This is a genomic window from Alteromonas sp. G4i35 (genome assembly GCF_054960375.1).
Genome location: NZ_JBHNZD010000025.1, coordinates 17,613 through 32,846, shown reverse-complemented (window position 1 = coordinate 32,846; position 15,234 = coordinate 17,613). Strand labels below are relative to the sequence as shown.

Annotated in this window: 10 protein-coding genes; 6 read left to right on the top strand and 4 right to left on the bottom strand. The window is 44.9% G+C overall.

Features of this window, described 5'->3' with window-relative positions; all coding sequences use genetic code 11:
* Positions 1-193: 193 nt before the first annotated feature.
* From ACFI6L_RS15955 to ACFI6L_RS15935, 5 genes are all read left to right on the top strand, one after another.
* Positions 194-1,093, top strand: a complete 900-nt coding sequence (locus ACFI6L_RS15955) for a fructose bisphosphate aldolase (protein ID WP_014978432.1) — start codon at positions 194-196, stop codon at positions 1,091-1,093.
* A 222-nt stretch (positions 1,094-1,315) separates the two neighbouring features.
* Complete coding sequence (locus ACFI6L_RS15950) at positions 1,316-1,630, top strand: hypothetical protein (protein WP_231506410.1); 315 nt, start codon at positions 1,316-1,318, stop codon at positions 1,628-1,630.
* 195 nt (positions 1,631-1,825) lie between these two features.
* A complete protein-coding gene (locus ACFI6L_RS15945; RefSeq protein ID WP_462574409.1) occupies positions 1,826-2,911 on the top strand; it encodes an efflux RND transporter periplasmic adaptor subunit in 1,086 nt (361 codons plus the stop codon).
* A gap of 9 nt (positions 2,912-2,920) precedes the next feature.
* Positions 2,921-6,106, top strand: coding sequence for an efflux RND transporter permease subunit (locus ACFI6L_RS15940; protein ID WP_423083019.1), 3,186 nt, complete (start codon positions 2,921-2,923; stop codon positions 6,104-6,106).
* Positions 6,096-7,574: a TolC family protein gene (locus tag ACFI6L_RS15935; protein ID WP_462574408.1), complete on the top strand. Its 1,479-nt coding sequence runs from the start codon at positions 6,096-6,098 to the stop codon at positions 7,572-7,574. Before ACFI6L_RS15940 ends, ACFI6L_RS15935 begins: the two co-directional genes overlap by 11 nt.
* A gap of 110 nt (positions 7,575-7,684) precedes the next feature.
* Here ACFI6L_RS15935 and ACFI6L_RS15930 read toward each other — a convergent pair whose 3' ends face one another.
* Positions 7,685-8,134 (bottom strand): hypothetical protein, encoded by a 450-nt coding sequence (locus tag ACFI6L_RS15930; RefSeq protein WP_462574407.1) that lies wholly within the window; start codon positions 8,132-8,134, stop codon positions 7,685-7,687.
* A 232-nt stretch (positions 8,135-8,366) separates the two neighbouring features.
* Between ACFI6L_RS15930 and ACFI6L_RS15925 the strand changes: the two genes are divergently transcribed.
* Positions 8,367-10,493: a S9 family peptidase gene (locus tag ACFI6L_RS15925; RefSeq protein ID WP_462574406.1), complete on the top strand. Its 2,127-nt coding sequence runs from the start codon at positions 8,367-8,369 to the stop codon at positions 10,491-10,493.
* A gap of 24 nt (positions 10,494-10,517) precedes the next feature.
* On the opposite strand, the gene ACFI6L_RS15920 is transcribed toward ACFI6L_RS15925, so the two are convergent.
* The 3 genes from ACFI6L_RS15920 to ppk1 all read right to left on the bottom strand — a co-directional run bounded on the left by ACFI6L_RS15920 (position 10,518) and on the right by ppk1 (position 15,086).
* Positions 10,518-11,285 (bottom strand): transporter substrate-binding domain-containing protein, encoded by a 768-nt coding sequence (locus ACFI6L_RS15920; protein WP_462574404.1) that lies wholly within the window; start codon positions 11,283-11,285, stop codon positions 10,518-10,520.
* Between the two features lie 149 nt (positions 11,286-11,434).
* Positions 11,435-12,997, bottom strand: a complete 1,563-nt coding sequence (ppx, locus tag ACFI6L_RS15915; RefSeq protein WP_039224606.1) for an exopolyphosphatase — start codon at positions 12,995-12,997, stop codon at positions 11,435-11,437.
* Positions 12,998-13,013: 16 nt separating this feature from the next.
* A complete protein-coding gene (gene ppk1, locus ACFI6L_RS15910) occupies positions 13,014-15,086 on the bottom strand; it encodes a polyphosphate kinase 1 (RefSeq protein WP_014948398.1) in 2,073 nt (690 codons plus the stop codon).
* Positions 15,087-15,234 lie beyond the last annotated feature (148 nt).

Sequence of the window (15,234 nt, the reverse complement as noted above, 5' to 3'; positions counted from 1 at the left end):
ACCTTTTAATCGGAAACGATTACACCTGCGAAACAGTGAAGTACGCAGGCATAAATACCAACTTTATTACAGATGTGTTTACTTAAGGTGCTGGCATGCTGCGTCTGAGACAAACAGATCTTTAATAGAATTGGTATAACAATAAACCCTACACCTGTCTATTAAGGCAGTAATATACAAAAGGAGTGTTGCAATGGCATCACAAGCTCAGCAGGCAATGCTGGATAAACTGAAGACGCAAACCGGTTTTATTGCAGCGTTAGATCAAAGCGGCGGTAGTACCCCTAAAGCGTTGCGCTTATACGGCATCGAAGAGTCAGAGTATAGCTCAGACGAAGAGATGTTTAATCTTGTTCACGAAATGCGTACACGCATTATCACCAGCACCCCTTTTAGCGGCGAGCGCGTTCTTGGCGCAATCTTGTTTGAAAACACCCTTGATAGAGAAATTGAAGGCATGTCTTCTGCACATTTCTTATGGCAGAAGAAGCGCGTAATTCCGTTCCTAAAGGTAGATAAAGGATTAGCTGAAGAAAGCAACGGCGTGCAGGTAATGAAGCCAATGCCAGGTCTTGATGCACTGCTAGCTAAAGCGGTGGCGCAAGATGTATTTGGCACTAAAATGCGAAGTGTTGTTAAGCTTGCGAATCACCAAGGTATTAAAGACGTTGTTGCTCAGCAATTTGAAGTGGGTAAGCAAATTTTAGCCGCGGGCCTTGTTCCAATCATTGAGCCAGAAGTGGATATTCACAGTCCACAAAAAGCGGAAGCAGAAGCATTACTTAAGCTAGAGATTTTGACGCAGCTTAATCTGCTAAACGAAGGTCAGGAAGTCATGCTTAAGCTTACGCTTCCGACAGAGGCAAACTTTTATAAAGAGCTTGTTGATCACCCTCGTGTACTTAAAGTAGTGGCGCTATCTGGTGGCTATAGCCGCGAGGAAGCAAACGCGAAGCTGGCAGAAAACCAAGGTATGATCGCGAGTTTCTCTCGCGCACTGACAGAAGGCGTATCTGCACAGCAAACTCAAGAAGAGTTTGAAGCAACGCTTGATACTGCAATTGAAGGTATCTACCAAGCGTCTAAAGCTTGATCCTCTCCTTTTAAATTGATTGTAAAGAGCGCCTAATGGCGCTCTTTTTCGTTGTGCGGTTTTGTCACTTCCTATTCCATTCCGCTTTTGTCGATTCTGAAAACGTGCAATCGCTTATTGCCCGCGTTTACTAGCAAGAATGTTTCTTGTAAAAGCGTAATTGCCTGTGTAGCATAACGCCGCAATTTTCCTTATATAATTGAATTCCTGGAATAATCATCGGTGAATAATCATCAGTACATGAAGCAGTACACCATATACGCATTAATTGCGTTGTTGTTTACTTGCTTATCTGGACTTAAACAGGATTACAAGCCGATCACGTTCAAGCATCATTTTGATGCTTCTATCTCAGAATATTCCTTTGAATTTGATACTGAGGAAAGTGCACCGGAAGAGCCCGTCCCGCCACAAAATGTTGTGCTGGATTATCTTACGGACTCCTTCACGGATACCGCAAAACCACGTCCGCGTGGGCTTTTCAAAACATTCCTTAACTACGCAACGCCGTTAACCCGAGCGCCGCCTATTGCTTAGTTTTTTAGGTTTAGCGGTTATTGGCTACCTAAAAAACTCGTTAATTCGATATTCCTAACAACGCGCCAGCGCTTTGCTGGATGTTTTTGCGTGCTTAATTATCAGCGGTGAACCTATTTGCTGAAAGCGCGCTAGTGGCATGCTGTCTTTTTATAAGGCATGTCACGATTAGCCTTTTTATTACGAATTTACATTATGAGCAAAAAAGCACTTCTTGCAGTAAGCATTGTTTCCGCACTTTTAGGTGGTTGTGGACATGAAGAACATGCTGCGCATCACGAAAAACTTCAATTCAACGTTACTCATCCTATCGTACAAGACACAACGCTGGTAAAAGAGTACGTCAGTCAGATACGTGCCATTCAACATATTGAAGTTAGAGCTATGGAAAAAGGCTATCTTCAATCGACCTTTGTTGATGAGGGACAAACGGTAGAACGTGGTCAGCCCATGTTTAAAATAATGCCGAACGTGTATGAAGCTGAACTACACCGCGCTGAAGCCGAGGCTAAAGCGGTCGAGATGGAGTACAAAAATACAAAGTCGCTTGTTGAGCAAAACATTGTTTCTCCTAACGAACTCGCCGTGATTGAAGCGCAGCTTCAAAAAGCACAGGCAGAAGTTGAACTGGCGAAGACCCACCTAGCGTTTACTGACGTTAAAGCACCGTTCACCGGCAAAATGGACCGTCTGGAAGCTCGAACGGGAAGTCTGCTTGATGAGGGTGAGTTGCTTACCACGCTATCTGATATCAGCACCATGTGGGTGTATTTCAATGTACCTGAATCTGAGTATTTGAAATACGCGCAAAACAACCCGTCAAACAAACAAACGCCAGTGCGATTAAAGCTTGCCGATGGCAGTATTTACGAGCACCAAGGCGTGATAGATGCCATTGAAGCCGATTTTGATAATCATACCGGTACCATAGAAATGCGTGCGTCTTTCCCTAACCCAGACCAGCTGCTAAGACATGGGCAGACCGGAAATGTCATGGTGGATATTGCCTATCCAGATGCGCTGGTTATTCCTCAGAAGGCCACGTTCGAAATTCTCGATCAAAGCTTTGTGTATGTGCTGGATAGCGAGAACAAGTTAGCAACCCGCCACATTAACATCGCTGCAGAACTCCCTAACATCTATCTGGTTTCAGACGGATTAGCGCCGGACGACACTATTTTGATTGAAGGACTGCGAAGAGTCTCGAACGGGGATGAGATAGAGCCTGAACTTATTTCAGCCAGCGACACATTAGCTGAACTGTCACTGCACGCAGAATAAGGGGGCGCTATGTTTGGAGTTTTTATTAAACGTCCAGTGATGGCCATCATGCTATCGCTGATGATTATATTTTTGGGCGTGTTGTCGGTTTTTAGCCTACCCACGTCACAGTTTCCGGATATTGCTCCGCCGCGGGTGCTTATTTCTCTGGCATATCCCGGTTCAAGTGCTGATGTGCTAGTGAAATCATCGCTGGTTACCATTGAGCGTTCAATCAACGGTGTGCCGGGCATGAAATACATAGTGTCTGATGCGACGAGCGCGGGTGAAGCCACTATTCAAGTTATCTTCGATTTAGATGTGGATCCGAATCAAGCGCTAATTAATGTAAAAACGCGGCTTGATCAGATCATGAACCGTCTGCCCCAGCTCGTGCAGTTAGAAGGGGTGGTACTAGAGCGGGTTCAGCCCAGCATGTTGATGTACATAAACGTTTATAGCACGGATGAAACGGCTGATGAAAAGTTTCTGTACAACTACTCCAATATCAACCTCATACCGGAAATACAGCGGGTAAACGGTATTGCCAGTGCAAAAATATTGGGAAGCCGTCAGTACGCCATGCGAATTTGGCTAAAGCCTGATCGCATGCGTGCCTACAATGTTTCCGTGGATGAGATCATGGAATCGATAGACGAGCAAAGCTTGATTGGACGCCCGGGACGACTTGGCAGAAGCTCAGGCATTACCGCTCAATCAAAGGAATACGTACTTATTTATGAAGGACGTTATGACGAGCCTGAAGAATATAAAAATATCATTATTCGCGCCGACTCCGACGGTCGCTTGCTCAAATTAGGTGACATTGCTGATGTTGAGTTAAGTAGTGAATTCTTCGATATTTACTCAAACAAAGACGGGTATCCTTCCGCTGCGATAGTGCTAAAGCAGAACTATGGAAGCAGTGCCAACGAGGTGATTTCTCAGGTGAAAGCCACTATGGCTGAACTAGAAAAAACGTTTCCAGAAGGCATGAAGTACGAAATCAACTACGATGTTTCCAAGTTTCTAGATGCCTCTATTGAACAAGTGCTGCATACCTTGTTTGAAGCCTTTATTTTGGTTTCCTTGGTGGTGTTCATCTTTCTGGGTGACTGGCGCTCCACATTGATCCCGCTTCTGGCTGTGCCGGTTTCACTGGTAGGGACGTTTTTCTGCATGCAGGCCACAGGGGTGAACATAAACCTTATTACTCTGTTCGCATTGGTACTAGCTATAGGGATTGTGGTAGATAACGCTATTGTTATCGTGGAGGCCGTTCACGCGAAAATGGAAGAGAGCAGCAGCCTAACCCCTTATATGGCGACCCAACAAGTACTGGGCGAAATGGGGGGAGCTATTATCGCGATTACACTGGTGATGACGGCGGTTTTTGTGCCCCTTATTTTTATGACGGGCCCGGTAGGTGTCTTCTATCGCCAGTTCTCTATTACCATGTCATCGTCAATTATCATCTCGTGTATTGTGGCGCTTTCATTAACGCCAGTGCTGTGTGCAATGTTGCTTAAAAACCCTCATTCACACACAAGAAAAGCAACGCCATTAAGCAAGTTTATTGATGGGTTTAACCATTATTTCAATAAGTTAACCGGTCGTTATACAGGCATTATCAAAGCTATCGTTACACGCCGCAGTGTTACTTTAGTGCTGCTTGCGGGCTTTGTGGTAAGTACCTTTGGCGTTAATCAGGCATTACCTACCGGCTTTATTCCCGGTGAAGACCAAGGGCAAATCTATGCCATTATTCAAACACCGCCAGGTAGTACCCTTGAAGCGACGAATACAGTAGCGCGAGAGCTGCAAAGCTTGGCGCTGGACGTTGAAGGCGTCTCCTCGGTGTCCTCGCTTGCTGGCTATGAAATCCTTACGGAAGGTCGAGGTTCAAATGCAGGCACCTGCTTGATTAACCTTGAAGATTGGGCTAATCGCGAACAGTCGGTACGTGACATCATTGAAGAACTGGAAGCCAAGACACACCACTTAGGTGCAGTGATTGAGTATTTCGAACCGCCTGTTGTGCCGGGTTATGGCGCGTCGTCGGGGTTATCATTTCGTTTACTCGATAAAACCAACACTACCGACTATCAAGAGTTCGACCAAATCAACAAAGCCTTCATGGAAGAACTCGGTAAACGTGATGAGCTAAAAGGTTTATTCACGTTTTACGCGGCCGATTATCCTCAATACAAAATTGAGATAGATAACCAAGCTGCAATGCAGAAAGGGGTATCTATTGGCGCGGCCATGGAGAATTTGAATATTCTTATTGGTAGTACTTATGAGCAAGGCTTCACGCGCTTTAATAACTTCTTCAAAGTGTACACACAAAGTGCACCGGAATATCGTCGTTATCCCAGTGACCTATTGGATTACTACGTGAAAAACGAAGAGGGTGAAATGGTGCCTTACTCGGCCTTTATGAAGCTGATTAAAACCCAAGGCCCTAATGAAATTACACGCTACAACCTTTATACCTCGGCAGCAATTCGTGCAGAGCCTGCAGCAGGGTATACCTCGGCGCAAGCGATAAAAGCAGTTGAGGAAGTCGCGGCTGCAACCCTGCCAAAAGGATATGACATAGGTTGGGAAGGCCTGTCATTTGACGAGGCTAAACGAGGCAATGAAGCCATCGTTATCTTTGCCGTAGTATTGTTGTTTGTATATATCGTGCTGGCATCACAATACGAAAGTCTGCTTCTACCTTTTGCAGTCATTCTTTCACTACCTACCGGTATTCTCGGCTCATTCCTGTTTCTAAAAGGAATGGGGCTGGCCAACGACGTTTATGCGCAGCTTGGCTTAGTTATGCTGGTTGGGTTACTCGGCAAAAATGCCGTGCTTATTGTGGAATACGCAGTGCAAAAAAATCAGCAGGGCTTATCGATTGCTGACGCAGCTGTTGAAGCGGCCAAACAGCGCTTCCGTCCAATCTTAATGACATCGTTCTCGTTTGTAGCAGGGCTAATTCCGCTTGTTATTGCAACGGGGGCAGGCGCAGTGGGAAATAGAACTATTGGTGCTTCTGCCTTAGGCGGTACTTTGTTCGGCACTATTTTTGGTGTGCTGGTTATTCCTGGGCTTTACTACTTGTTCGCCAAACTTGAAGAAGGTAAGTCATTAATCAAAAACGAAGATCATGTCCCTCTTACTGAAACTTACCACTATAACGATGAGGTGCTAAGCGATGATAAATAAAAAGCGATTTACTTATAAGCCGCTGTGGTTAGCGCTTAGTAGTGCGTTGTTAGTACAGGCATGTGCCATCCCTACCATTGAAACGCGAAACCCTAATCTAGATTTGCCAGAGCAGTTTAACGCGAAAGTTTCGCAAGTGGATACTCAGGCTGGTCAAGGGATTAAACAGAGTACACAAGCAAATATTCAATGGAGTGAGTGGTTTAACGACCCTACGCTTTCTGCGCTGGTGGATACGGCGGTTAAGAACAACCAAGAGGTGTCTATATTAATTCAACGCATTAATATGGCGTCGAATGAAGTGTACGCACGGGAAGGGGAATATTTGCCTCGACTCTCTGCGGGGGGAGCCGCTGAAACCGAAAAGGTTGGCGAATATACCCGGGAAGGCGCAGTAGAAGAACAGTTAAATATCAAGGAGGATAAAGAATTTCCCGACCCGCTGGCAAACTTAAAGCTAGGCCTTAATGCGTCGTGGGAAATTGACGTTTGGCATAAGTTAAGAGATGCCTCCAAAGTAGCTTCACTCGAATACTTGGCGTCGGTTGAAAGTAAGAACTTTTTCGTTACCCAGTTAGTATCTGAAGTTGCGCGTACTTACTATGAACTACTGGCGTTAGATAACAAGCTAGAGAACCTCGACTCAACCATTTCGCTACAGCGCAATGTTATTCACACTATTAATGCGTTGAAAGAATACGGGCGGGCGTCATCGCTACCCGTTGCGCGCTTTAACGCGGAAGTGAAGAAAAACGAGAGCGAGCGTTACTTGATTGAGCAGGAAATCCTAGAGAAAGAGAACACGCTTAATCTGTTGTTGGGGCGCACTCCACAACCTATTAAAAGAAACAGTGATGTGTTACTTAGTGCTGAAATCATTAGCCCGCAGGTGGGTGTACCCTCTGCGCTATTAGACAATCGCCCTGATATAAAACAAGCTGCACTCACGCTCCAGGCAGCAGAGTTAAATATCGATGTGGCTAAAGCCAACTTCTACCCTTCTTTTGAGCTAAAAGCAGGGGTAGGTTTATCGGCGTTTGATAGTCGCTACTTGTTTAATGTGCCTGAGTCATTGGCATATTCTTTATCTGGTGATGTTTTTGCGCCATTAATAAACCGCAGGGCGATTGAGGCGGTTTATCAAAATGCCAGCGCCGAAAAAATTGAAGCGGCTTACGAATATGAACTGACCGTTTTAACGGCGGTAGCTGAAGTAACAAACAGTTTATCGAAGCTTGATAATTTGGAGAAAAGTGCTGAAGCAAGGCGACATCAAATTGCTTCACTGGAACAGTCGATTGATATTGCCAATAGGCTTTTTTCGTCAGCTCATGGTGAATATTTAGAGGTGCTGCTTGCACAGCGAGAAGCACTGGAAGCGCGTAGCGAGTTTATAGAAACCCGTCAGCAGCAAATGGCCGCGCTGGTCGATTTGTATCAGGCACTCGGAGGCGGATGGCAGTCTTAAAACAATAAGGAGAGCTTTAGCTCTCCTTTTATATTTGCCTTTGTCAGAAACTGGTGTCGAATTCTTATCTTAACTTTCGATACTAGCAAAATGCATCTTTGTCCTCGCTTTTACTGCGTAAAGTTAAAACGGTTAAAAAAGCGTTCAGCTTCTTCACTATCAAATTCATAGCCCATATCTGTCATCGCTTGCAATGCATTTTCTACCGTATCGTAGAAGCCATAAGGAACCTCGGCAGCGTCGTAGCACTGAGAAATTTGATGCTTAGTTGTAAGCATAATATCGGTATCTAGTATCACAACGGCAAGAAACGACAGGCCGCGGGTTTTTCTTACCTGGGTTTGCTTTACAAAAATATCAAAGGTGGAAGGGGGCATCAGGCTTTCACCGTAAAGACAGCTTACTTGTGCCCACTTGGTGCCTTGTTCAAATTTCGAAATGTCGGAAGACAATTTAACCACGCCATTTCGCATGGTTTCATCGTTCCACGGGCCCCTTGCTGAGAAAAGCAGCAGTTGACCGCTTACGCTACATTCAAATTCGCCGTGCGGATTATTCATGGGGAATACCTTCAAGCCTTACTTAAAACTTAGCACCTAACTGTCAGCACGCAACTAATCATTCGGCTAAGTTCAAAGGCAGGCTTATGCGCTTAATCGCCTAGATGATGTCGCTCGACGTTTAATCTTCATTGCCAGAATTAATTCAGTAGTATGGGAAAGTTAAATGCATCACGGCAAAGTGATCACCCCATAAAAATGATCGGATAAAAACGAATAATTAAGGTGAGATATGTCTTTTACTAGAAATCACAGGTACCCGTCAGTCAAAAAACGGTATGCGATGTGGGCTGCGCTATTTAGCGTAGGCGCGCTAGCTATGCCAGCCACAGTGCTTGCGAGCAATGAAACCGAATCTTTTACTACCGAGTCTGAACACTATTTTAAATCGGAAGATATTTTTAATCTGGAATACGTGAGTGAAGTTCAGGTGTCTCCAAACGGTAAACATATCGCGTATGTACGTCGTTCAAACGACATCATGTCAGACAGCAGCCGCGCCAATGTTTGGCTAGCCTCGGTAGATGGTAAATCAAACCGTCCCTTACTTTCTTCGAAAAAAAATTATTATTCTATTCGCTGGTCTCCAGACGGTAGCCGATTGGCTTACCTTTCTAATGAAGAAGGTAAACCACAACTGTATGTGCGTTGGATGGATACAGGGCAAACGGCACTCGTTACGAATGTCACCTCAAGCCCTAGCAACATCACATGGTCACCAGACGGTAAGCATATTGCCTTTACCATGAGCGTAGATGCCAAGGAAAAGCCACTAGACGTTAAGATGCCTAAAAAGCCTGACGGAGCAAAGTGGTCTCCTAGCTTTCAATATATTACCAAAGCTCGCTATCAAGCAGATGGTCGCGGTATTCTTGAACCCGCTTACACCCATGTTTTCGTTGTTCCTTCCGATGGGGGCACAGCACGACAGCTTACTTCAGGTAATTATCACCACAATGGGCGCTTAAGTTTCTCTCCTGATAGCGACAAAATCTATTTCTCTGCCAACCGCAGTGACAATTGGGAATATGAGCCTGTAGAGGGGGATATCTTCTCTGTGGATATGATGGGAAATATCGAGCAACTTACCAACGACAAAGGCCTCGAATCATCGCCTGTGGTGTCGCCTGATGGAAAGTACATAGCTTACGCTCGTCGAGATGACGAAAAGGTGATGTATAAAAATAGCTATTTGTACGTGATGAAAAGTGACGGTACAGATGCCAAAAACTTAACAAAAGACGTTGATAATTCAGTGTCTAACTTTCACTGGAAAGATAATAAGCACGTTTATTTTCAGCAGTCGGTTCGCGGTTTAGCGCAGGTAGATGTAGTATCGCTATCGGGCAACGTAAAAGCCGTAGCTAAGGGGCTGGGCGGTACAACGTTAGGACGACCTTACGTATTTGGCACTTATCACGCTGTCGGTGATGTAGTGGCTTACACCAAAGGACGTACCGATCGCCCCGCTGATCTGTATGTCACTACGCGAAACGAGCGACAGCTTACAGCGCTCAATGAAGACGTTCTTGGTCATAAGCAACTTGGCGAAGTAAAAGAAATTGTCTATCCGTCTTCTATTGATGGCGAAGAAATCCAGGGGTGGTACATTCTGCCGCCAAACTATGACAGTTCGAAAACGTATCCGCTTATCTTAGAAATTCACGGCGGACCTAATCTCGCTTATGGCCCAGTCTTCACGGCCGAGCTGCAGCGCATGGCTGCAGAGGGCTACGTGGTGTTTTATGATAATCACAGAGGTAGTACAGGTTATGGAGAACGCTTTGCATTGCTACTTCAAGGGAAATACAGTTCGGAATATGACTTCTCAGACCATATGTCGGGCGTAGATGCGCTTATTGAAAAAGGCATCGCTGATCCAGAGCGACTGTTTATTACTGGTGGTTCAGCAGGCGGCATTGCATCAGCCTATGCCATTGGCCTTACTAACCGATTTAAAGCAGCCGTAGTCGCTAAACCCGTTATCAACTGGTTATCGAAAGTGCTGACTGCCGATTCAGGTCTATATCAAATCCCTTTCCAATTTCCGGGTATGCCTTGGGATAATGTAGAGCACTACTGGAAGCGCTCACCGCTATCGCTAGTAGGCAATGTAACGACCCCCACCATGCTGATCACGGGAGTGGAGGACAAGCGCACGCCAATGTCTGAGACCGAGCAGTTCTATCAAGCGTTAAAGATTCAAAAGGTTGATAGCGTGCTGGTAAAAGTACCTGGATCGCCCCACGGGATCGCTTCTAAGCCATCTAGAATGATTGGTAAAGTTGAAAATATCTTGGCGTGGTTTAAAAAATACGACAGCGTGCAGTCACAAAGTACGCAAGTTGAAGCTCAATAATTAGTGTGCTGAAACTAATTGGGGCTAATGCGCCGACTCAATCGGTTCAAGGCCCCATTTTTTTAGTATTCGAGCATATTCGCCATTCGCTTTTAAAATCGATAGCGCGTGTTTAAGTGAGCTTACTTTGTCTTGCTCAGTCTTAAGGCCAGTGGCAACAAAAAGATCAGCACCCAATGCTTCGATAACATATTCGCTCGTTGCGTCGTTAGGGTTAAAGCCTGCGTCGCTGATTTCATACTTTCCTGTCTCAAAATTGGCTAATGCAAAGTCGATGCGCCCCATATACAAAAGCTTCCACAGTAGTGCTGGCTCAGCAACCAAAGCGAGGTTTCTATTTTCTTCAAACCCTTCTTGCTGCAAAAAAGAGGCTGAACCATAGCCGCGTATTGAGCCTACTCGGAACTGCTTTGCGTCGTCTAAGGAATTGACGTGTGCTGTCTCTTTCTGCCTTAAGCGGATCAGCGAGGCCTGCATATGATTCACTGATGAAATCCACTCAAATTCATCTTCCCTGTTCGGTGTTTTCAATAAAGATAGAAGTACCAGATTGGGATTATCGAGGGTTTCTTGTACTGCACGGGCCCACGGCATGTGTTCCAACGAACTGCTAAATGGCAGCAGAGGTTCTAGTGCGTTTGCGAGGTCTACGTTGACGCCTTGTGCTTTTCCATCCTCATTAATCCAGTAATTGGGTGGGGTGACCTCGGTTAGAAAGTAGACATGGTTGGACGATGCGAAGGCAAATGAACTTACAATCAGCAACAAAAAAATCCAGATACTACGAAACATAACTACTGTTAAGAACCTATAAAAAATAACATCAATTGGAGGTTTTAGATAAGGTAATGCTAATGCGTAGTATACCGGTTTTATAGGCAAATAATACTGATATTTGCCTATAAAATGTTCAATTTGAGGTGCTGATAGTCGGTATTTGCTTATTCTACCGCGGGATGTAATTGCTCGATATCAGGAACAACTGTGAGTTTTAAATCAAGCGCTTTCCAGTAGTGGCTTTCTCGTAGCAGGTCAGCTGAGATAATAGGTTTTTCATCTAACCAGCCATCGGGGAAGGTAATGGTCAGTTCGTTCTTTTCTACATTAACAACGAGGTCAGGTACAAAACCCTCTTGGCGTTTAATATTAAGCAGTACACCCAAACGCAGTAACGCGATTAAATGCTTAACCGACTGCTCATCGAAAAGATTAAATGCGGGCAATTCATTGGTTCGAATTTTCTTTCTATGGAATCGCACGAGCGTAGCTAGCAGTAATTGTTGTTCCTGCGTAAACCCAGGCATGTCCACATTACCAAGAATATAGGCGCTGTGTTTTTGTATGCCTCGAGAGTTAATTTGCATGCCGACTTCGTGAAGTAAAGCTGCCCAGCCGAGCATGCTTTTAAAGTCACGCCCTTTAAGTTTCCATGCTTTTTCAACATCGTTGAAAAGTGAAAGGGTTGTATTAAGCACCATAGTGGCTTGGGACGTATCTACATCGTAGCGCGTTGCCAAACTACTCGCGGTTCTGCCGCGAATATCAGCGTGATGAAGCTCATCTTCCATCTGATAAAGCACGCCTTCGCGCAAGGCGGCAGGCGAGTACACCAAGCCTTCAATCTCTAGCGCTTTGAAAACGGCGATAAGAATAGCGAGGCCGCCGGCAATAACCACACGACGATCTTCACTTAAATCTGGGTAGCTTAATTTGTCTATATGCCCTGCGCTTATGAATTGCTTCATTAAATTGCGCAAACTTTTAAGTGTCACCGGAATATCGTGGCCATTGGGTCTGTCTTGCTGACAAAGTGTAAACAGCGAACGAATGGTACCCGACGTACCGATACACTGGACCCAGCCCAGTCTGCGATATTTATTGTCTATTAACTCAAGCTCTTGCTGTGCAGCCGTGATAGCACGATCAAAGGCTTTTGGCTTTAGCTCACCGTCAGGGAAAAACCGTTTGGTATAGCTTACGCAGCCCATTTGAAGGCTGCGGCAAAGTAAAGGAGTAAAACCTTCGCCAATAACGAACTCAGTAGAGCCACCGCCTATATCAATAACCAGCTGTTGGCCGTCGGAGTGGTTAGTATGTGCAACGCCTGAATAAATAAGTCGCGCTTCTTCTACACCAGAAATGACTTCGATAGGGTAGGGAAGGATATCTTTTGCTGCGCTGATAAAATCGCGGGCGTTACGCGCTCTGCGCAACGTATGGGTGGCGACAATTCTCACGGAGTCGGGCTCAAAACCTTTCAGGCTCTCTGCTACTACTTTTAGCATAGCAAGCCCACGCTCCATCGCTTCATCAGACAAGATATCGTCGTCGTTAAGACCTTCGGCCAAGCGAACTTTTTGTTTAACTCTATGCAGAATCTGCACAGACCCAGCAACAATGCGTGCTACTACTAAGTGAAAACTATTTGAGCCAATGTCTAGTGCTGCGACTTTATTGACTTCGCGGGTTTCCACGTCATTAAAAACTGATTCGTGCTGGGTCATGTACTAATTTTCTATCCTACAAAGTGTCTTCTAGCTTCTTCAAATAGTCATAAATTTCTATCTGAGAACGAAGTTTTTTACGATTTCCCCTGCGAACGTACTTGTTGCTCTGATCCTTGTCAATCACTCGAGCCTTCAGGGTATCTTTAAATTGTAGCTCCATTATATCAACAATGCGCTGCTGAAGACCTTTATCATACACTGGACAACCTACTTCAATGCGGTTGTCCATGTTACGGGTCATCCAGTCGGCAGAAGAGATATACACTTTTCTATCGCCGCCACCTTCAAAAATCATCACGCGAGGGTGTTCGAGAAATCTATCAACAATAGAGATAATTTCGATGTTTTCGCTTATTCCTTTTATCCCAGGATTAAGTGAGCACATACCGCGCACTATACCGCGGATCTTAACTCCTGCCTGGCTAGCCCGGTACAAATCATCAATAAGTTCTTTATCAACAAGGTTGTTAATTTTGAAAGTGATTTGTGCCTTTTGGCCTTGGTTCAAATGCTGAATTTCTTGACGAATTAACGACTGAATTTTCGTTCTGGCGTTTAATGGCGATATTTGAAGATGCTGGAACTTGTAGCGTCGGTAAGGGTATTGAATAAGATCGAATACCGCCACGCCTTCATCGGCGAGTTCTTGATTACGGGTGAATAAGCTGTAGTCGGTATAAATCTTTGCTGTTTTCTCGTTGAAGTTACCCGTACCGAAATGCGCATAGTTCACCAAACTGCCCCGTTCTTCACGGGTCACAATACAAAGTTTAGAGTGAATTTTAAGAGTAGGCACGCCAAGTACAACGCGTATACCTGCATCAGTCATGCGCTTAGACCATTCGATATTTGCCTCTTCGTCAAAACGGGCGCGAAGTTCTACCACAACGGTTACTTTTTTGCCGTTGTCTACTGCGTCAATCAACGAGTTTACAATGCGTGAATTACTGGCAACACGATAAATATTAATACGTATGGTCTTAACATTCGGGTCGAAAGCCGCCTGACGCAAAAACTCGGTGAAGTGTAGGAAGCGGTGGTACGGGTAGTACAGTAGTATGTCTCGCGCAGTAATGGCATCGAAAACGGTGTTGTACTTAGAGAATGCCTTGCTGTCGATAGCAGGCAGCGGCGTATGCTCTAAATATTCCCGACCCACATTAGGGAAGCCAATAAAGTCTTTAAAGTTACGATAGTGCCCAGCAGCGTGCATGGTATCTAGCTTGGTTATCTTAAGTCGCTTGCGCAAGTCAGATTTCATGTCCTCTGGCATGTTCGTGTCGTAGATAACACGCACAGGCTCTGCGATAAGGCGCTGCTTCATACTTTCAGACATCTTTTCAACGAAGCTTTCGTCAATCTCTTCGTTGATAGAATATTCCGCATCACGCGTCATTTTAAACGAGAATGCTTCAATTTCGTCGAACTTCACGAAACCGCGGAAAATGTCTTCGATACACAGCTGAATCATGTCATCGAGCATAATAATGCTCTTTTTCTTGCGGCTTTTTTGCGGTGGGATCAGCATAAAGCGCGACATTTCAGAGGTAGGAACCTGAATAACCGCAAATTTAGGATTGCGGTCCTTTCTTCTAAGCGCCACATATAAATACACCGACGTACCGTTCAAACGGCTAAGTAGGTCGGTCTTCTTATCTATTAAAATAGGTGCAATGTGACGCAGTGCTTTGTTAACGAAGAAGTTGCGTACCCACTGCTTTTGATAATCGTCTAAATCGTCTTTTCGAAGAATATGTATGTTGTAGCGAGCTAGGGACTTAACCACATCCTTATGAATTTGGTCGAACTTTTCAGAAAGCTGGACTACCTTTTTCTGAATAAGCGCCATAAGAGCGGTTTGGCGTTCAGCTTCCTCTTCATTGCCGTCATTTTGCGCAATGGTAATTTGTCGTTTCACGTCAGCGGCGCGCACGCGATAAAACTCATCTAGGTTATTTGAGTAAATACCAAGAAAACGAATTCGCTCCACGGCGGGATTGTTTTTATCTGCGGCTTCTTGCAATACGCGTTCGTTAAACGCAAGCCAGCTTAATTCTTTGGGATAATATAAAACGTCGTTATCCATAATGTCTCAATTCACGTTCATAAAAATGGTCAAAGACTGCCATCAGTCAGTGACACTACTGTGACAACACGTATTCTGGTGCAAGTGCGCACGCATTGCGTTGTGGTTATTCCATTAACTTTCAATATGATGAGTTCGTAATTGTGAT

Bases quoted from the DNA above. Each gene is read 5' to 3' on its own strand.
- ACFI6L_RS15935 (WP_462574408.1), top strand. From the start codon at position 6,096: ATGATAAATAAAAAGCGATTTACTTATAAGCCGCTGTGGTTAGCGCTT.
- ACFI6L_RS15930 (WP_462574407.1), bottom strand. From the start codon at position 8,134: ATGAATAATCCGCACGGCGAATTTGAATGTAGCGTAAGCGGTCAACTG.
- ACFI6L_RS15925 (WP_462574406.1), top strand. From the start codon at position 8,367: ATGTCTTTTACTAGAAATCACAGGTACCCGTCAGTCAAAAAACGGTAT.
- ppx (WP_039224606.1), bottom strand. From the start codon at position 12,997: ATGACCCAGCACGAATCAGTTTTTAATGACGTGGAAACCCGCGAAGTC.
- ACFI6L_RS15945 (WP_462574409.1), top strand. From the start codon at position 1,826: ATGAGCAAAAAAGCACTTCTTGCAGTAAGCATTGTTTCCGCACTTTTA.
- ACFI6L_RS15920 (WP_462574404.1), bottom strand. From the start codon at position 11,285: ATGTTTCGTAGTATCTGGATTTTTTTGTTGCTGATTGTAAGTTCATTT.
- ppk1 (WP_014948398.1), bottom strand. From the start codon at position 15,086: ATGGATAACGACGTTTTATATTATCCCAAAGAATTAAGCTGGCTTGCG.
- ACFI6L_RS15955 (WP_014978432.1), top strand. From the start codon at position 194: ATGGCATCACAAGCTCAGCAGGCAATGCTGGATAAACTGAAGACGCAA.
- ACFI6L_RS15940 (WP_423083019.1), top strand. From the start codon at position 2,921: ATGTTTGGAGTTTTTATTAAACGTCCAGTGATGGCCATCATGCTATCG.